This window comes from Tabrizicola sp. M-4, from assembly GCF_051132405.1.
In the GTDB taxonomy this organism is placed as follows: Bacteria; Pseudomonadota; Alphaproteobacteria; order Rhodobacterales; family Rhodobacteraceae; genus Paragemmobacter.
The window spans coordinates 3,148,032-3,166,184 of record NZ_CP128606.1; the positions used below are offsets into that span (position 1 = coordinate 3,148,032).

Consider the following 18,153-nt stretch of genomic DNA (forward strand, 5'->3'; position numbering starts at 1 on the left):
AGTGCTATTCCTTCCCTCGTCAGGCAAAGGGAAAACCCATCTTGCGCAACGCCGCACCTGCCATCGAATGGCCCACGCTCCTCCTCCTCCTCGCCACCTATGCCGTCTGGGCGATCGGCACCACCGCCGCCTTTGCCCTGTTCCCCTTGCTCGGCATCCTGCTGACGGGTCTCGCCATCGCGCAGTTTTCCTCGCTGCAGCACGAGATCCTGCACGGCCACCCCTTCCGCTCCCGCCTGCTGAACGAGGCGCTGGCCTTCCCTGCGCTGAACCTGACCGTTCCCTATGGCCGTTTCCGCGACACCCACCTTGCCCATCACCATGATCCGATCCTGACCGATCCCTATGACGACCCGGAATCGAACTACCTCGATCCGGCGGTCTGGGCGCGCCTGCCCCGCATCCACAAGGCCCTGTTCCGCTTCAACAATACGCTCTTCGGCCGCATCACGCTGGGGCCCATCCTCGGCAACATCCTCTGGCTGGTGACCGAGGCGAAGGCGATCCGCCGCAACGATCCGGGCCTGCGCCGCGACTGGGCACTGCATCTGGGCGGGCTTGCTCTGGTGATCCTCTGGCTCTGGGCTGCGGCCATGTCATGGTGGGCCTATCTCCTTGCGGCCTTCATCGGCCATGCCCTGCTCAAGATCCGCACCTTCCTCGAACACCGCGCGCACGAGGCCGCCCGCGCCCGCACCGTGATCATCGAGGATCGCGGCCCCCTCGCCCTTCTTTTCCTGAACAACAACCTGCATGTCGTCCACCACATGCACCCCGCCGTGCCGTGGTATCGCCTGCCCGCGCTCTATGCAGCCAACCGCGAACATTACCAGCGTCGTAACGAAGGGTACGTCTACCGCTCCTACCTCGACATCTTCCGCGCCCATCTCTTCCGCGCCAAGGACCCCGTGCCCCACCCCCTCATGCCGGGGCCGGACCAACCATAGGCGCACCGGAATCTTCCCCCCGCGCGGCAAGCCTCTGGCCCTCGCCCTCCCCCCGCGTTAAACAACGCCCGCATCGGGACGAAAGGCGCGCGACATGGCACGGATTCTGATCACCTCCGCCATCCCTTACATCAACGGGATCAAGCACTTGGGCAACCTCGTCGGCTCCCAGCTGCCCGCCGACCTCTTCGCCCGCTACATGCGCGCCCGCGGGCATGAGGTGATGTTCATCTGCGCCACCGACGAACATGGCACCCCCGCCGAACTCGCCGCCGCCAAGGCCGGCAAGCCGGTGGAGGAATATTGCGCCGAGATGCACAAGGTGCAGGCCGACCTCGCCAAGGGCTTCCGCCTGTCCTTCGACCATTTCGGACGCTCCTCCTCGCAACGCAACCACCGCCTGACCCAGCATTTCGCGGGGCGTCTGGCCGAAAACGGCCTGATCGCGGAAGTCTCTGAAAAGCAGGTCTTTTCCATCGACGACAACCGCTTCCTGCCCGACCGCTACATCACCGGCACCTGCCCCAATTGCGGCTACGACTCCGCGCGCGGCGACCAGTGCGAGAACTGCACGAAACAGCTCGACCCGACCGACCTGATCAATCCGCGCTCCTCCATCTCCGGCTCCACCAATCTGGAAGTGCGGGAAACCAAACACCTCTACCTCAAACAGCGCGCCCTGCGGGACAAGCTGGAGGCGTGGATCGACTCGAAAACCGACTGGCCGATCCTGACCACCTCCATCGCCAAGAAATGGCTGAACGACGGCGACGGGCTGCAGGATCGCGGCATCACCCGCGACCTCTACTGGGGCATCCCGGTCAAGAAGGGCAGCGAAGACTGGCCGGGCATGGAAGGCAAGGTCTTCTACGTCTGGTTCGACGCCCCCATCGAATACATCGCGGGCACCGCCGAATGGGCCGACGCGAACGGTCTGGACGATGCGGCATGGGAACGCTGGTGGCGCACCGACAAGGGCGCGCAGGACGTCACCTATTACCAGTTCATGGGCAAGGACAACGTCCCCTTCCACACCCTCTCCTTCCCCGCCACCATCCTCGGCTCCGGCGAGCCGTGGAAACTCGTCGACTACCTCAAGTCCTTCAATTACCTCAACTATGACGGCGGCCAGTTCTCCACCTCCCAAGGGCGCGGCGTCTTCATGGATCAGGCGCTCTCCATCCTGCCCGCCGACTACTGGCGCTGGTGGCTCCTCTCCCATGCCCCCGAAAACTCCGACAGCGAATTCACCTGGGAGAATTTCCAAGCCTCGGTGAACAAGGACCTCGCCGATGTCCTCGGCAACTTCGTCTCCCGCGTCACCAAATTCGCAAAGTCCAAACTCGGCGAAACCATCCCCGAAGGCGGCGCCTTCACCCCTGACGAAACCGCACTGATCGCCGACCTCGGCGCCCGCATCCGCGACTACGAGGCGCTGATGGCCCAGATGGAGGTGCGCAAGGCCGCCGCCGAACTGCGCGCGATCTGGGTGATCGGCAACGAATACCTGCAAGCCGCCGCCCCATGGTCCGCCGTCAAGACCGACCCCGCACGGGCCGAGGCGATCGTCCGCCTCTCCCTCAACCTCATCCGCGTCTACGCGATCCTGTCCCAACCCTTCATCCCCGACGCCGCCGCCACCATGATGCAGGCGATGGGATCGGACGACTGGACATGGCCCGAAGACGTCCCCGCCGCCCTCCGGGCCCTGCCCGCAGGCCACCACTTCACCGTCCCCGAAAACCTCTTCCGCAAGATCACGGACGAGGAACGCGCGGACTGGCAGCAGAAATTCTCGGGCATCCGCACCTGATCCCGGCTTCGTCTCGGCCCAAATACCCTCAGGGGGAGGCACCGGAACGGTGCCGGGGGCGGAACGCCCCCCTGCGGAGCCGACGCGGCAGCGGAGGCGACAGGAAAGGAATGCGGGCCGGAACGGACCGCGCTATTCGGCAATGGAGCGTGACATGACCCTCTCGACCACCCAATTCGGCAAGACCGGCAAGACCACCACCCGCATCGGCTTCGGGGCATGGGCCATCGGCGGCAGCTGGGGCGACGTGTCCGAGGCCGAAGCGAAGGCGACGCTGGAAGCCGCCCTCGACGCCGGCATGACCTTCATCGACACGGCGGATGTCTATGGCGACGGCCGCTCGGAACGCATCATCCGCGACGTGCTGAAATCGCGCGGCGGGGCGAAGCCCTTCGTCGCGACCAAGGCCGGCCGCCGCCTCTCGCCCCACATCGCCTCCGGCTATACCATTGAAAACATCGAAGCCTTCATCGACCGCAGCCTGACGAACTTGGGCGTCGATTGCCTCGACCTCGTGCAACTCCACTGCCCGCCGACGGAGGTCTACTACACCCCCGCCCTCTTCGACGGGCTAGAGAACCTGAAAACCAAAGGAAAAATCGCCCAATGGGGCGTCTCCGTCGAAAAGGTCGAAGAGGCGCTGAAGGCCATCGAATATCCCGGCTGCGCCTCGGTCCAGATCATCTACAACCTCTTCCGCCAGCGCCCCGCCTCGCTCTTCTTCCGCGAGGCGAAGGCCCGGAACGTCGCCACCATCATCCGCGTCCCCCTCGCCTCAGGCATGCTCACGGGCAAGATGACCGCCGCCAGTACCTTCGCCGCCGACGACCACCGCAACTTCAATCGCCATGGCGAGGCCTTCGACGTGGGCGAAACCTTCTCCGGCGTCCCCTATGACGTGGCGCTGCAAGCGGTCGAGGAACTCCGCCCCCTCGTCCCCCAAGGGGCCACGATGGCGCAATTCGCCCTGCGCTGGATCCTGATGGAAGAGGCCGCGACCGTGGTAATCCCCGGCGCCCGCACGCCTGCGCAAAGCATCGCGAATGCCGGGGCCGATACGCTCGCCCCCCTGCCCGCCGCCACGATGGATGCCTGCCGCGAGGTTTACACCCGCCTCATCGCGCCGCATGTCCACCAACGCTGGTGATCCCCGTCGCGGGGGGCCTCGCCCCGCTTCGGCGTGGTGCGCCTCACCCCCTAAGGATATTCTCGGACAGAAAATGAACAAGGGTGCCGCAACGGGCGCCCTTCCTCTTTCACTTTCGAACCAAGGTTCACGCGCCCTCAGGCAGCACCCGCACCGCGCCCTTGTCGGCCGAGGACGCGAACAGCGCATAGGCCTTCAGCGCGGTCGTCACCTTGCGCGGGCGAGGCTTGGCGGGCTTCCAGCCCAGCTTGTCCTGCGCGGCGCGGCGTTCGGCAAGCTCCGCGTCCGAAATCCGCAGGTTGATCGTGCGGCTGGGGATGTCGATGTCGATCATGTCGCCATCCCGCACCAGCCCGATCGCACCACCCGACGCCGCCTCCGGCGAGGCATGGCCGATCGAGAGCCCCGACGTCCCGCCCGAGAAACGCCCGTCGGTTAGCAGCGCGCAGACCTTCCCCAGACCTTTCGATTTCAGATAGCTGGTGGGATAGAGCATCTCCTGCATCCCCGGCCCGCCCTTCGGCCCTTCGTAGCGGATCACCACCACGTCGCCCGCCTTCACCTCGTTGTTCAGGATGCCAGCCACGGCGTCGTTCTGCGATTCATAGACCTTCGCCGGGCCGGAGAAGACGAAGATCGACTCATCCACCCCCGCCGTCTTCACGATGCAGCCGTCCAGCGCGATATTACCCTTCAGCACGGCCAGACCGCCCTCCTTGGTGAAGGCATGTTCCGCCGACCGGATCACGCCCTTCTCGCGGTCGAGGTCCAGTTCCGCATAGCGCTTGTCCTGCGAGAAGGCCGTTGCCGACCGCACATTCCCCGGTGCTGCCTTGAAGAAATGCCGCACGCTTTCGTGGTTCGTCCGGCTGATGTCCCAATGATCCAGCGCCGCACCCATCGTGGGCGAATGCACCGTCACGCAGTCGCGGTGCAGGAGGCCCGCATTGTCCAACTGGCCAAGGATCGCCATGATCCCGCCCGCGCGGTGGACATCCTCCATATGGACGTCCTGCTTGGCGGGGGCCACCTTGCACAGGCACGGCACCTTGCGCGACAGGGCGTCGATGTCGTCCTGATCGAAGTCGATCCCGCCCTCATGCGCTGCCGCAAGGATGTGCAGGATGGTGTTGGTGGACCCGCCCATCGCGATATCCAGCGCCATCGCGTTTTCAAACGCCTTCTTGTTCGCCACGTTGCGCGGCAGGATGCTGTCGTCGTTCTGGTCGTAGTAACGCTTCGCCAGATCGACGATCAGATGCCCCGCCTCGACAAACAGGCGCTTGCGGTCGGCATGGGTGGCAAGCGTCGACCCGTTCCCCGGCAACGAAAGGCCCAGCGCCTCGGTCAGGCAGTTCATCGAATTCGCCGTGAACATGCCGGAGCAGGAGCCGCAGGTCGGGCAGGCTTCCTTCTCGATCGCCTCGACCTCTTCGTCCGTGTAGCTCTCATCCGCCGCGACGACCATCGCATCCACAAGGTCCAGCGCCAGCTCGCGGCCCTTCACGATGGCCTTGCCCGCCTCCATCGGCCCGCCGGAGACGAAGACCGCCGGAATGTTCAGCCGCATCGCCGCCATCAGCATGCCGGGCGTGATCTTGTCGCAGTTCGAGATGCAGACCATCGCATCGGCGCAATGGGCGTTGACCATGTACTCGACCGAGTCCGCGATGATCTCGCGCGACGGCAGCGAGTAAAGCATCCCGTCATGCCCCATCGCGATGCCGTCATCGACCGCGATGGTGTTGAATTCCTTGGCGACGCCACCCGCCGCCTCGACCTCGCGCGCAACCATCTGGCCGAGGTCCTTCAAGTGGACGTGCCCCGGGACGAACTGGGTGAAGCTGTTGACGATGGCGATGATCGGCTTGCCGAAATCGCCGTCCTTCATGCCGGTCGCGCGCCACAGGCCACGGGCGCCGGCCATGTTGCGGCCATGAGTGGTGGTGCGGGAACGATAGACGGGCATGGTTTCCTCCTCCGGACGTGCCTACGCGGCATGGCATCGCCTGCCGCAAGGGTCAAGTCACCGCCCCGTCACAACAGGCCGCGCGCCGCAAGATTCCGCATCAAGGCCCCCGCGCCAAAGGTCCATTCCGGCAGTTCCGTCGCCAGACGTACCGTATTGCGCAGGGTGCCCAGCGCGGGCGCATGGATCGTCACCACATCACCCATGTGATGGGTGAAGCCCTGCCCCGGCGCGTCCCGGTCCTGTACCGGGGCGAACATCGTCCCGCAGTACAGCACGAATCCGTCAGGATACTGATGATGCGCCCCCCTTGTCTGCGCCACCAGATCCGCCGGATCGCGGCTGATCTCGGCATGGAAGAGCGCCCCTCCAATACGAACCCATCCTCGCCCGTGACCTGCAGCGTCAACTCCATCCGGCGCACATCGTTCAGCGTGAAGCCTTCGTCGAACAACCGTATGAACGGCCCGATGGCGGCCGAGGCGTTGTTGTCCTTGGCCTTGCCCAGAAGCAGCGCCGACCGCCCCTCCACATCCCGCAGGTTCACGTCGTTGCCCAGCGTCGCGCCGACGATCCGCCCCGTCGAGGCCACCGCCAGCACCACCTCCGGCTCCGGGTTGTTCCATTTGCTCACCGGATGCAGGCCAACGCCTGCACCCCAGCCCACCGCTGCCATCGGTGGGGCCTTGGTGAAGACCTCGGCATCCGGGCCGATCCCTACCTCAAGATACTGAGACCACAGCCCCTCGGCCTGCAGCAGGGCCTTGACCTCCGCCGCCTTTTCCGATCCCGGCACAAGGTTGCGCAGGCTGTCCCCGATCACCCCGGCCACCCGGGCACGAATGTCCTCGGCCCGTGCGGGATCGCCACCCGCCCGTTCTTCGATGACCCGCTCCAGCATGGACCGCGCAAAGGTCACGCCACAGGCCTTGATCGCCTGCAGATCGACCGGCGCCAAAAGCCGCGTCGTGCCCCCCCGCGCCTCGATCGAGGCAGCGGCGACCTCGGCAAGATCGCCGATCACCTCTCCGGCACAGCCATGCACATGCGCGATGAGATCCTCGCGCTCCAACAGGTCGCGCATCGTGGGGGCGGCAGCAGTCGTGATATCCACCAAAGCGCCATCCCGGACGGTCACCAGCGCAGGCCCGACACCCCGCCGCCAGGCTCGCCCGACGAATACCCCCGACTCCGGCAGGTCCAGCATTCCCCTTACTCCCTCCTCCCCGGTCTGGCGCAAGATTGCAAAGCCGAGGGGGAAGGGCAAGAAGGGTGAAACCGATTTCACGCCCTGCGAACACGGCCGCGAAGGCAGCGCCCAATTACTGCCATATTGAGAGTTTAGTAATCACCTGCAGTTGCATGGCCTAGCGAATTTCAACGGTCTGGATTGTCCACGGGTAAAAGCCAGCCCCTCGCAACCGTTGTTGTCCAGTGAGACCTATCACAATCCTCACCGCAGGGATCGCCCTGCGAAATGGGCGAAGGCATGTTCCGCGCGATTCTGACAGCGACTTCGATCCTCATGGCCCTCCCCGCAAGCGGGTTCGAGTCCATGCCCCCTACCTCCGGTCCGGCCATTTCGGTGCCGCAGGCGCGCGGACTGATGCAGCGCCACCCAGACCTCGCCGGGTGCCGCGACTACCGCGAGGTCTATGCCGCAAGCGGCTGGCCACGGGGTGACGGGTTCGACTCCATCCGACGCATCGACGACCTCCTGCGCAAGCGCTTGATCTTTCGCGCCGATTCCGGGGGTGACCGCTGGGCCTTGCTGACTGGCGACGTCCTTGCGGGAAAGCGGGTCGACGGCGACTGCGAGGACATGGCAATCACCGCCGCGCATCTGGCGGTCTGTGCGGGCATCCCTGCCGACCGGCTTGGCCTGCTGATCACAGACAGCCCGAAAGCCAGCGCGGATGAATTGCACATGGTGGCCTTCTACCGCGATGCGGGGGATCGGGTCTGGGTCTTCGGCGACACCTTCGGCAAACCGCGGGCCCTGTCACGCGTGCAGGAAAGACTGCTTTTCACCGCCTCCATCCGGAACGTCTCGGCTTGGTATTCCTTGCGCAACAGGTCGGATGGTGCCATCGGCACCAGCGCCACGCCGGTGGGCCAAATGTCGATGTGGCAGCAGTTTCCCTAGACTGGAACCGCTCTGTCAGGACGAGTGGCGTGGACGGGCCACGTCGTTCGACCCCTCCTCCTCTGGCCCCATGCCATAGGACATGCGCTTCATCTGCGCGATCACCCGCTCCATCTCCTCATCCGACAGGACGGGCGGCTCGCCCAGCACCAGCGCCTGCTGATACATGCGCGCCAGCGTCTCCACCTCCACCGCCATCCACAGCGCGCCCTCCAGCGTCGTGCCCAGACTGATCTGCCCATGCTGTCCCAGCAGGCAGGCCATGCGATCCTCCAGCGCCTCCAGCGCGGCATCGGACAGGGCCTGCGTGCCGAAGGTGGCATAGCGGGCGCAGCGCAGCGTGGTGCCGCCCATCACGCCCACCATGTAATGGAAGGCAGGGATGGTGCGGTGGTGGCAGGCGACGGAAGTGGCGAACAGGGAGTGGCAATGCAGCACAACGTTCACATCCGTCCGCGCCTTAAGGATATCGCGGTGGAACCGCCACTCCGACGACGGCCTGCGCCCTTCGTAGCTGCCATCCCACCACATCATCACAAGGTCTTCCGGCACCATTGTGTCATAGGGCAGCGAGGAGGGCGTGATCAGGAACCCGTCCCCGAAGCGGACCGAAAGGTTCCCCGCCGTCCCCTGATTGATCCCCGTCTCGTTCATCTTCCGGCAGGTCGCGACCATCTTCTCGCGCAGCGCTCTCTCGTCCGTCATCCCATTGCTTCCTTGGCAAGCCCGCGCCAGCGCGCGGCATATTCGGTCAGGTCCGGCAGCCCTGGCAGGGGCAGCGGTTCGGTCAGGTCCGGCGCGGGCATCGCGCGGTCAGGATGGCAGAGCGCCGCCGCCCCCGCCGCGATGCCATAGCCTTCGGCATTCACCCGCGTCTCGCGCCCCGGACGCAGCGCCGCGACCAGCGCCGCAAAGGCCGGATCGCGCAGGAAGGACCCGTCCAGAACCCACGGTCTTTCCGGGTCCAGCCTGTTCCCGCATTCCAACGTCAGAAGCGCGACGTAAAGCACCGCCAGCGCATGCCGCTCCGCAGCCCCTTCCGGCGGCGGGCCAACGATCCGCCCCTTGCCCGCAGTGCCCGGAAACTGCCCGTCATTCGTGCCAAAGGACGGCAGCGCCATCGTCCCCCGCGCGACCAGGCGCGCCAAGGCGGCAGGATCCACCCGCCCCCCCTCTGCCTGATCCCCCGCGACGGCGGCATATTCCCGCCCGCCCATCGTCAGCGCCCCGCCCACGGGTGCCCCCGCCACATCGGCGTTGCAAGTCATCCCCCGCGCCTCGTCCAGCCGCGACAGGTCCATCCGATCCGCCAGCCCGACGATCCATGTCCCGGTCGAGAGAACGCATAGCCCCTCCATCCCCGCCGCGCGGTAGCGGTGGAAATTGGCGCTGGAGTCATGCACCCCCGCATGGACCCGCATCCTCGGCACGCCCCGCGCCACCAGCGCATCGCGCACCTCGCCCAGATCATCGGACGCAAGCGCGAAGGGCGGCATCAACCGCCCCCAGCCCCGCGCCGCGACGATGGGCGACCACCGCCCCCGCGCTACGTTCCACAAATGCGACTGCGCGCCAAGGATCGTCGCCTCGCTCACCGCCACGCCCGTCAGCCGCCACGCCCAATACTGCGGTATCCCCAGACACCACCGCGCCCGCGCGAATTCCGCAGGGCAAGCCTCCTCCGCCCAGAACATCTGTCGCGCGGTATGGGTCGCGGCCATCATCACTGCCGACCCCCGGTCGAGGAAATCCCCCGCCAGCGGCGCATAGCGCTCTGCCATCCCGTCGGGCAAAGGCTGCTCGTAATCCACCATGGGCAGGACCGCCCCGTCGCCTCCAGCATCCGGGTCCTCCCCCACCAGCACCCCGCCCGACCCGTGCCCCGACGCCACGAAATGCGCCAAGGGATGCCGCGACCCCAGCGCGGCCAAGCCCGCCAGCACCCAAGCGTTCAAGGCCTTCAGATCGTGATGCCGCCACGGCGGCCCCGGCAGCACGGGGTTCGGGACCGACAAGGTCTCCACCACATGCCCGTCGATATCGCAGGCCGAGAGCTTCACGTTGGACTTGCCGACGTCCAGAACCGCGATGCTGCCCGCGCCTGCCATGCCCTATCCGTTCGGCAGCCGGAAATCCTCGCCCCGGCTTTCGGCCATGACGAAGCGCCCGTTGGGCAGGTCGTTCCCGTCCAGCTTCCACGCGATCTCGTCCAGCGTCAGGTCGTAGTGACGCCACCGCGCCGTCAGCCGTTCCCGCAGCACGGGTTCCGGCACATCGACCAGCACCGCCACGTCGAACAGGGGGCGCAGCCGCGACCAAGGCTCCTGCCCCAGCAGCAGATAGTTCCCCTCGGCCACGATCACCGGCACATCGGCGGGGATCATCCGCGCCCCGGCCCGCGCGATCTCGATATCGCGGTCGAAGACGGGCACGGCCACGAAATCCTCATCCCGCGCCCGGAGCCGCTTCAGCGTATGGTAGAGCCCGCCCACGTCGAAAGTCTCCGGCGCGCCCTTCCTTGGCCGCAGCCCCGCAGGCACCAGATACAAGTCGTCGTAGTGATAGCCATCCATCGGCAGCACCGCCGCCATGCCCGCCTGACGCGCGTTCAGCGCGTCGCACAAACGCTCCGCCACGGTGGACTTGCCGGACCCCGGCGCCCCGGCAAGGGCCGCGATCACGCGCCCCCCGCCCTTGGCGCGGTCCGCCAGAAGCTCTGCCAGACCCGCGATGTCGATGGATGGTGCCGTCACGTCGCCCCTCAGATCAGTTTGTACTGCTTGGCCTTATTGCGCAGGAAGGGCAGGCCCTTGTCCATCACCTCCTGAAAGTTTTCCGCCACGGGCCGCCAGACCGCCAGCCCGTAACCCACTTCGGGCGGCATGTTGATGAAGCTTTCCATCGCCAGCCCGCCCTTGAAGCCGATGGCCGCCAGCGTCGCGTAAACCTCGTCCCAGTCGCAGGTCCCCTCGCCGGGAGTGCCCCGGTCGCTCTCCGACAGGTGGATATACCGCAGATGCTCCCGCGCATCGAGGATGCCGTTCCCGGCGCCCTTCTCCTCGATGTTCATGTGATAGGTATCGAGATGGATGAAGATGTTGTCCGCCCCCACCTTCTCGATCATCCACTTGGCCTGCCATCCGGTGTTGATCAGGTGGTTCTCGTAGCGGTTCACGGGTTCGATGCCGAAGGCGATCCCCTTCTTCTTCGCATGCTTCGCCGCCGCCGCCAGCGCCCGCGCGATGTTGTCATATTCCGCCATGGTCGGCGGCACGCCCGTCCGCTGCCCGATCCCGCCATAGGTGACACCGGACAATGCCTCGGCCCCCATCTCCGCCGCCTTGTCGATGCTGTCGCAAAGCTGCTCGACGGCACCGTCGGGGTTGACCGACGCCCAGTTCTTCTCCGGCAAGCCCAGAGAACAGACCGCGCGCATCGAATGCTTCTCCAGAAGCGCCCGCGTATGCGCCGCATCCACGATGGACGTGTTCAGCAGCGCAATTTCGATGAAATCCATCTTGTAGGCGGCGGCGGCGGGAATGGTCTTCTCTGCCCCCGCGCGATCCCAATGCATGGTCCACATGGATGTGTGAACGCCGAAACCTTCCATTTTACACTCTCCCTCGTTTTCGTTCTTTCCATCGCCCCGCGCCCCAGCGCAGGATCATCACGCCGACCAGAAACAGGCCCCAGACCGCTGTCGCCAGATGCTGGTTCGCGCCCAAGAGGTTCAGCCCCGACGACAGCACCTGCAGCACCACCAGTGCGATCACCACAGGCACCACGCGGCCGAAGCCCCCGAACGGGTCCACCCCGCCAAGGAAACAGGCCAGCACCGTGACCAAGAGCAGCGCCTCGCCATGCCCCACACGGACCGAGTTGAAGCGCGACAGCATCAGGATGCCCGCGATGGCACACATCACGCCCGACAGAGTGTAGATCAGCACCAGCGTCCGCTTGGTATGCACGCCCGAATAGGTCGTGGCCTTCAGGTTCGACCCGATCATCCGCGAGGCGAAGCCATGCCGCGTGCGGGTCAGCAGGATATGCCAGGCTAGCGCGCAAAGCCCGAACAGGATCAGCGGCACGGGAACCCCCAGCAGCGACCCATGCCCCAGCACCGCCAGATATTGCGGAAAGCCGGATATATCCCCGCCCTTCGTCAGGAACTCGCCCAACCCCCGCAGGAAGATCATCATGGCCAGTGAAACAAGGATCGGATGCGCCCCGATATAGGCGATCACCGCCCCCATCGCCGCACCCGAAGCCGCGCCCACCAGCAGCGCCAGAACTGTCCCCAGCAAGAACGCCCCCACCCCGGCATCCACGCCCCCGAACTGCATCAGCACGAAGGCCAGTGTCAGCCCGGCCATGTTCGCCGTGTAGATGATCGCCAGATTGAACCCGCCCGAAATGATGGGGATCAGCATCGCCAGCGTAAGTATTCCCAACTCAGGAAGCTGATAAGCAATGGAGCCGAGGTTCGCCGCCGTCAGAAAATTTGGCGCGGTCAGGCCAAAAACCACCACGACCAGCGCAAGGAAGCCCAGCAGCCCCGGCACCTCCGGCCCGAAGGCCTGCTTTATGCGCTCCATCACTCCCGGTCCCTCCGCTTGGGCGCCAGCATCGCGGCAAGGTCGATGTTCGAGGTGGAGATGGCCGCCAGAATGATAATGCCCACCACCATCTTGAAGGCGTAAGGCGAAACGCCCAGCAGGTTCAGCCCGTTCTGCGCCACCGCCACCAGCGCGACGCCCAAGACGCAGCCCAAGACCGACCCGCGCCCGCCGCCAAGCCGCGCGCCGCCCAGAACCACGGCGGCCAGCACGTCAAGCTCCCGCCCGATCAAGGCATTGGGCACCACCTCCTTGGTGATATGCGCCTGCATCAGCCCCGCGATGCCCGCCATCATCCCGCACCAGCCGAATGCTATCGCCTGCATCAGCCAGATGTTGATCCCCGCCCGCCGCGCGCCTTCGGGATTGTCGCCGAATGCGTAAAGCTGCCGCCCCGTCGTCGTCCGCCGGATCAGGAACCACGTGGCGAACAGGCAGATCCCCATCACCACCACGGGCAGGCGTATGTCGGCCCAGCCGATCTCGGTCTGCAATTCCCACAGGTAGATGGGCCGCGACAGCCAGTCGGGCAGGCTGTAGATGCTTTTCCCGCTGGTGAAGAACATCAACAGCCCGAAGAAGGCGTTGAAGGTCGAAATCGTTACGACGATCGAGATGATCCTGAACCCGTGGATCAGCGCCGCGTTGATCAGCCCCAGCCCGATGCCAAGGGCCATGGCCAGCGCTATCCCAACCGCCCAGCCGCCGCCCCCCATCCCCATCAACGCCATGACGGCAAGGTATTGCACCACAGACGCCCCCACCGCGAAGGATATGTCGATCCCCCCCGCGATCAGCACGACCAGCAGGCCCACCGCCCAGATAAGGTTCACCGCATTGTTGTTCAGCAGCGATGTCAGGTTCACCAAGGTCAGGAACTGCGGCGCGGCGAGGGACAGAAGGGCGCAAAGCAGCGCCAGCACGACCAGCAGCTTCGCCTCTGCCGGATAGGCGCGCAGGAACTCACGCATAGACCGCCGCCTCCAACGCATCGAGCGTCGTGTCGCTCGGGTCATATTCCCCCACGATCCGCCCGCCTGCCATGTGCAGCACACGGTCCGCGTTCACATGCACCTCCGACACCTCGTCCGAAATCAGCAAAATCGCCAGACCCTTCGCCGCCAATTCCCGCACGATGCGGAAAATCCCCGCCCGCGCGCCCACATCCACGCCCACCGTCGGACAGTCGAGGATCAGCACCTTCGGCTCCGTCGCCAGCCACTTGGCCAAGACGACCCGCTGCTGGTTCCCGCCCGACAGGGTCGACACCGCATCTCCCGGCTTGCCGATCTTGACCGCCAGCTCGCGCACCCAATGTGCCACCAGATCATCCTGCCGCTTGGGCGACATCAGGCCCGACGCCCCCGTGATCCGCCGCAGCACCGACAGCACCGCATTGTCCGAGATGCTCTGCGGCTGGATCAGCCCCAGCGCCAGACGGTCCTCGGAGACATAGGCCACCCCCGCCGCCACCGCATCGCGGTTGGACCCGAAACGCACCTCGCGCCCCTCCAGCACGATCCGCCCCGCATCGGGTGCCGCCATCCCGAACAGCACATGCGCCAATTCCGTCCGCCCCGCGCCGATAAGCCCGGTCAGCCCCAGCACCTCACCCCGCCGCAAGGCGAAGGACACGTCGCGGAACTCGCCCCGCCGCGAAAGGCCCGTAACTTCCAGCACCACCGGATCGGCCGAACTATCCCGCGCCATCACCTGATGGTCGAAGGTCTTGCCCGTCATCAACTCCGTCAGGCGGCCTTGCGTCATCCCTTCGGTCGGATAGACCCCGACCAGCCGCCCGTCCCGGACGACCGTCACGCGGGAGGCGATCTCCAGCACCTCGGCCAGACGGTGACTGACAAACACGACCGCCACTCCCCGCGCCGAAAGCGTCCGCACCACGGCCAGCAGCGCATCCGTCTCCGCCTGCGTCAGCGAGGCCGTCGGTTCATCCATGAAGATCAGCCGCGCATCGCTGACCAAGGCCCGCGCGATCGCCACCACCTGCCGCTGCGCGATGGGCAAGGTGCCAAGCCGCGCGTCGAGGTCCAGCGAAACCTCCAGCCGCGCCAGCGCCGCCTCGGCCCGCGCCCGCAGCGCGCGGTAATCCACGAAACGGGGGCGGTTGCCCAACATTGTCTCGAAAGCGATATTCTCGGCCACCGTCATCTCGGGGAACAGCGCCAGATCCTGCCAGATCACCGCGATCCCCATCTGCCGCGCCACGTTGGGCGTGATGGCCGACAGCCGTTCCCCGAACAGCTCCATCTCGGCGCCCGCCTCGGGCTGGTAGACCCCGGTGATGATCTTGATCAGCGTGGACTTGCCGCAGCCATTCTCTCCGGCAAGGCAATGCACCTCGCCCTGCCCAACCTCGAAGCCCACGTCCTGCAACGCTTTCACGCCGCCAAAGACCTTGGACACATGGGAAAACCGTATGGCGGGGGGAAGGTCGGTCACGTCACGCATATCCTGAGAGCCCGTGCGAGACGCACGGGAAAAGGGGTCCGGGACGGCGGGAGCGGGCCGCCCCGGACCGGCATCACCTGTGGATCAGAGGCCGAGGTCGGCCAGACCGTCAACGGTTTCCGCGTTGATGGCGATCAGGTTGTTGGTGATGATGTCCTTGTTCGCGGCATCCGGCGACACGACGCCCAGACCCGGAATGTCGGTGCCTTCCGCGATCTCGGTCCCGTCCACCAGCATCTTGCCGATGGTCACGAAGACGCGGCCCGCCTCTGCCGGGTTCCACATGAACCCGCCCGAAATCGCGCCCGACTTCACCAGATCACGCCCCTGCCCCGGCGAGAACGGCCCGATCACATGGACCGACCCGGTCTTGCGCTGCTCCTCGATGGCGCGGCCCGCGCCGATGGGGCCTTGCGAACCGAAGGCAAGGAAGCCGCCGAGGTTCGGGTTCGCCGCCATCAGGTCCAGCGCCGTCTTGCGGCTGTCATCCACGTTCTCGGCCACGCCATAGCGTTCGCCCACCGGCTTCATGTCCGGATATTTCTCGGCCAGATAGGCAATGGCAGCATCGGCCCAGGCATTGTGCAGCGGCACGGTCAGCGATCCGACGAAAACGCCATATTCGCCCTTGCCGCCCATCTTCTGCGCCAGCAACTCGGCATGCGTCTCGCCGAACCCTTGGGCCGAGGCCATCTCGAAGTTCCAGTCGACGTTGTTGATCCCCGGCCCCTCGTGGCTTACGACCTTGATCCCCGCCGCCCGCGCCTTCTCCAGCACCGGCTCCAGCGCGGCCTCGTCATTCGGGACCACGCCGATCACATCCACGCCCTTGGCGATCAGGTCCTCAATGGCGCGCACCTGCAATGCGGGGTCCGCGCTGGTCGGCCCGATCATCGTCGCATCAACGCCCAGTTCGGCGCCCTTCTCAGTGATCCCGGTCTCCATCGCGTTGAACCACGGAATCCCGCCGATCTTCACCACCACGCCCATCGTCGGCTTGTCCTGCGCAAAGGCAGCGCCCGACAGCGAGGCAGCAAAGGCAACACCCGCCATCAAGGCGGCGAAGCTACGTCTCTTCATGTTCTTCCTCCCATGTGGCGCCTTTAGACGCCGAGTCCGCACAAACGATTGCGCAACTTTCCCGAAATCAGCGAATCCTCCTCATGATCCGCAGTTTCGGTTGATCTTGGCGCGATTGCCCCGCGCTCCGGGCTTGCACAATCGTTGTTGCACATGAAGCCTGCAAACCGCTAGAGTCGTCAACCACATTCTTGAAGGCCGGCCCGAAGGGCGGATTTCTGCATGACGACACCAAGCCGCAAGGCGACCATCTTCGACATCGCGAAACTGGCCGAGGCCTCCCCTTCGACCGTCAGCGCCGCCTTGTCGGGATCATGGAAGGAACGCCGGATCAGCAAGACGAAGGTGGACCTCATCCGCCGCATCGCGGAAGAACAAGGCTATTCCACCAACATGCAGGCGCGCGGGTTGCGTCAGGCGCGATCAGGCATGGTGGGCATGATCATTCCCGTCCACGACAACCGCTATTTCAGTTCCATGTCGCAAAGCTTCGAGGCCTTCGCCCGCGACCGCGGGATGGTACCCGTCATCGCCTCGTCCATGCGCGACCCAGAGGAAGAGCGCCGCATCGTGCAGACGCTGATCTCCTATGCGGTGGAATACATCTTCGTTGCGGGTGCCACCGACCCCGCCGCCATAACGGAACTCTGCGTCGCGGCCAACATGCGCCATGTCTTCGTCGATCTTCCTGGCCCCGGTGCGCCCTCGGTGATTTCCGACAACTACCTTGGCGCAAGGATGCTGACCGCCAAACTTCTGGAGGACCTGCCGCGCCGCAACGATCCGCGGCGGGACCGGCTCTATTTCATTGGCGGCGTCGCGGGCGATCACGCCACCTCGCGCCGGATCGAAGGTTTCCGCGACGTCCTGACCGAGGCCGGACTGTCCCCCCTGCCCGACCAGATCATCGCTTGCGGCTACCCCCCCCGCCGCGCCATGCAGGAGGTGGCCGCGCTCTGCGACAGGTTGGGCGCTCTGCCCGCCGGCCTCTTCGTGAATTCGCTTACGGCCTTCGAGGGCGTGCTCGGCCATTTCGTCAACCTGCCGCCCGGCAGTTTCGACGCCACGGTGATCGGCTGCTACGACTACGATCCCTTTGCAGCCTACCTGCAATTCCCTGTCCACATGGTGCGGCAGGACAGTCACCGCCTGATCGAAGAGGCCTATCGCCTGATCGACGAACCCTCCCCCGGCATCGCGCTGCGCGAAGTGGAACCGGCCCTGATTCCCCCGCGCACGATCCACGCCGGACCCTTCGGCGAACATGGATAAGGGGGCAGGCCTGCGCCCACCCCCTCTGCCCGACAGTTGCTGCACATCCTGCCGGAATGCCCTGCCCCCAAATTATCAATCTTCCAGATGCTGGCTCAGCACCGTCTTGGTCGCGGCGTCGTAGTACATTTCCAGATGAACACCCTTCGGATCGATCACCTCGACCTCAACGACGGCGCCATGTTCGCGCTTGATCTCCAGCACGCGGAAGCCGCGCCCCGTGAAATCGGACACCACCGCCGCCAGATCGGGGCCGACGGCAGTGCCACCCCCCGTGATGATCCCGTCATCCGCGCCATGGCCGCCGTGACGCCGGCCATGGTCGTCGCTGCTGTTGTCGTCATACGAGTCGTCGCTGCTGCGCCCGCCACGATCACCGCCACGGTCGTCGCTGCCACGGTCGTCGCTGCCGCGCCCGCCGCGATCACCGCCATTATCATCGCTGCTGCTGGCACCATCGTCGCTGCCATTCTTGGCAAAGGCCATGCTGTCCATGGACATGATAGAAAGCGCCCCGACGACAGCCGCCGCCATGGCAAGGGCAAGGGACAGATCGCCGATCCGGACAAGTTTCTTCGCGTTCATTGGTCATTCCTTTCGGTTCTTGGTTGCCCGATGCTTCGGGATGACGCAGCTTTGGCATGAGTCGTCTGACGCCCTCCTGACCGTTGCTGTCAGCGAAATGTCAGCTTCC

15 protein-coding genes and 1 pseudogene are annotated in these 18,153 nt (G+C 65.6%); 5 read left to right on the forward strand and 11 right to left on the reverse strand.

Features of this window, described 5'->3' with window-relative positions; genetic code table 11:
• Positions 1-41 precede the first annotated feature (41 nt).
• The 3 genes from TabM4_RS15405 (at position 42) to TabM4_RS15415 (ending at position 3,907) form a co-directional block, all read left to right on the forward strand.
• Positions 42-947: a fatty acid desaturase gene (locus tag TabM4_RS15405; RefSeq protein ID WP_434614228.1), complete on the forward strand. Its 906-nt coding sequence runs from the start codon at positions 42-44 to the stop codon at positions 945-947.
• 94 nt (positions 948-1,041) lie between these two features.
• Entirely contained in the window at positions 1,042-2,760 is a 1,719-nt protein-coding gene (metG, locus tag TabM4_RS15410) for a methionine--tRNA ligase (protein WP_434614231.1), read from the forward strand.
• A gap of 154 nt (positions 2,761-2,914) precedes the next feature.
• Entirely contained in the window at positions 2,915-3,907 is a 993-nt protein-coding gene (locus TabM4_RS15415; protein ID WP_434614234.1) for an aldo/keto reductase, read from the forward strand.
• 127 nt (positions 3,908-4,034) lie between these two features.
• On the opposite strand, the gene ilvD is transcribed toward TabM4_RS15415, so the two are convergent.
• Both ilvD and TabM4_RS15425 read right to left on the reverse strand, forming a co-directional pair.
• Positions 4,035-5,876, reverse strand: coding sequence for a dihydroxy-acid dehydratase (ilvD, locus tag TabM4_RS15420; protein WP_434614237.1), 1,842 nt, complete (start codon positions 5,874-5,876; stop codon positions 4,035-4,037).
• 68 nt (positions 5,877-5,944) lie between these two features.
• Positions 5,945-7,083 (reverse strand): annotated as a pseudogene (locus tag TabM4_RS15425) (fumarylacetoacetate hydrolase family protein).
• A gap of 282 nt (positions 7,084-7,365) precedes the next feature.
• Here TabM4_RS15425 and TabM4_RS15430 point away from each other — a divergent pair.
• Positions 7,366-8,022, forward strand: coding sequence for a hypothetical protein (locus TabM4_RS15430; RefSeq protein ID WP_434614240.1), 657 nt, complete (start codon positions 7,366-7,368; stop codon positions 8,020-8,022).
• A 15-nt stretch (positions 8,023-8,037) separates the two neighbouring features.
• On the opposite strand, the gene TabM4_RS15435 is transcribed toward TabM4_RS15430, so the two are convergent.
• From TabM4_RS15435 to TabM4_RS15470, 8 genes are all read right to left on the reverse strand, one after another.
• Positions 8,038-8,727, reverse strand: coding sequence for a class II aldolase/adducin family protein (locus tag TabM4_RS15435; protein WP_434614243.1), 690 nt, complete (start codon positions 8,725-8,727; stop codon positions 8,038-8,040).
• Positions 8,724-10,130 carry an FGGY family carbohydrate kinase gene (locus TabM4_RS15440; RefSeq protein WP_434614246.1) on the reverse strand — a complete coding sequence of 469 codons (1,407 nt, stop codon included), beginning with the start codon at positions 10,128-10,130 and terminating at the stop codon, positions 8,724-8,726. The genes TabM4_RS15435 and TabM4_RS15440 overlap by 4 nt, the downstream gene beginning before the upstream one ends.
• A gap of 3 nt (positions 10,131-10,133) precedes the next feature.
• Positions 10,134-10,775, reverse strand: coding sequence for a nucleoside/nucleotide kinase family protein (locus TabM4_RS15445; protein WP_434614249.1), 642 nt, complete (start codon positions 10,773-10,775; stop codon positions 10,134-10,136).
• 8 nt (positions 10,776-10,783) lie between these two features.
• Complete coding sequence (locus TabM4_RS15450) at positions 10,784-11,632, reverse strand: sugar phosphate isomerase/epimerase family protein (RefSeq protein ID WP_434614252.1); 849 nt, start codon at positions 11,630-11,632, stop codon at positions 10,784-10,786.
• Between the two features lies 1 nt (position 11,633).
• Complete coding sequence (locus TabM4_RS15455; protein WP_434614255.1) at positions 11,634-12,617, reverse strand: ABC transporter permease; 984 nt, start codon at positions 12,615-12,617, stop codon at positions 11,634-11,636.
• Positions 12,617-13,609 (reverse strand): ABC transporter permease, encoded by a 993-nt coding sequence (locus TabM4_RS15460; RefSeq protein WP_434614258.1) that lies wholly within the window; start codon positions 13,607-13,609, stop codon positions 12,617-12,619. Before TabM4_RS15460 ends, TabM4_RS15455 begins: the two co-directional genes overlap by 1 nt.
• Positions 13,602-15,098: a sugar ABC transporter ATP-binding protein gene (locus TabM4_RS15465; RefSeq protein ID WP_434614261.1), complete on the reverse strand. Its 1,497-nt coding sequence runs from the start codon at positions 15,096-15,098 to the stop codon at positions 13,602-13,604. Before TabM4_RS15465 ends, TabM4_RS15460 begins: the two co-directional genes overlap by 8 nt.
• A 93-nt stretch (positions 15,099-15,191) precedes the next feature.
• Entirely contained in the window at positions 15,192-16,187 is a 996-nt protein-coding gene (locus tag TabM4_RS15470; protein ID WP_434614263.1) for a substrate-binding domain-containing protein, read from the reverse strand.
• A gap of 222 nt (positions 16,188-16,409) precedes the next feature.
• On the opposite strand from TabM4_RS15470, the gene TabM4_RS15475 reads away from it, so the two are divergent.
• A complete protein-coding gene (locus tag TabM4_RS15475; RefSeq protein ID WP_434614266.1) occupies positions 16,410-17,459 on the forward strand; it encodes a LacI family DNA-binding transcriptional regulator in 1,050 nt (349 codons plus the stop codon).
• A gap of 75 nt (positions 17,460-17,534) precedes the next feature.
• Here TabM4_RS15475 and TabM4_RS15480 read toward each other — a convergent pair whose 3' ends face one another.
• Positions 17,535-18,044: a PepSY domain-containing protein gene (locus TabM4_RS15480; RefSeq protein WP_434614268.1), complete on the reverse strand. Its 510-nt coding sequence runs from the start codon at positions 18,042-18,044 to the stop codon at positions 17,535-17,537.
• Positions 18,045-18,153: the final 109 nt, after the last annotated feature.

Coding starts and splice junctions, on each gene's coding strand:
- TabM4_RS15415 (WP_434614234.1), top strand. CDS start 2,915: ATGACCCTCTCGACCACCCAATTCGGCAAGACCGGCAAGACCACCACC.
- TabM4_RS15480 (WP_434614268.1), bottom strand. CDS start 18,044: ATGAACGCGAAGAAACTTGTCCGGATCGGCGATCTGTCCCTTGCCCTT.
- metG (WP_434614231.1), top strand. CDS start 1,042: ATGGCACGGATTCTGATCACCTCCGCCATCCCTTACATCAACGGGATC.
- TabM4_RS15470 (WP_434614263.1), bottom strand. CDS start 16,187: ATGAAGAGACGTAGCTTCGCCGCCTTGATGGCGGGTGTTGCCTTTGCT.
- TabM4_RS15430 (WP_434614240.1), top strand. CDS start 7,366: ATGTTCCGCGCGATTCTGACAGCGACTTCGATCCTCATGGCCCTCCCC.
- TabM4_RS15455 (WP_434614255.1), bottom strand. CDS start 12,617: ATGGAGCGCATAAAGCAGGCCTTCGGGCCGGAGGTGCCGGGGCTGCTG.
- TabM4_RS15460 (WP_434614258.1), bottom strand. CDS start 13,609: ATGCGTGAGTTCCTGCGCGCCTATCCGGCAGAGGCGAAGCTGCTGGTC.
- ilvD (WP_434614237.1), bottom strand. CDS start 5,876: ATGCCCGTCTATCGTTCCCGCACCACCACTCATGGCCGCAACATGGCC.
- TabM4_RS15435 (WP_434614243.1), bottom strand. CDS start 8,727: ATGACGGACGAGAGAGCGCTGCGCGAGAAGATGGTCGCGACCTGCCGG.
- TabM4_RS15450 (WP_434614252.1), bottom strand. CDS start 11,632: ATGGAAGGTTTCGGCGTTCACACATCCATGTGGACCATGCATTGGGAT.
- TabM4_RS15475 (WP_434614266.1), top strand. CDS start 16,410: ATGACGACACCAAGCCGCAAGGCGACCATCTTCGACATCGCGAAACTG.
- TabM4_RS15440 (WP_434614246.1), bottom strand. CDS start 10,130: ATGGCAGGCGCGGGCAGCATCGCGGTTCTGGACGTCGGCAAGTCCAAC.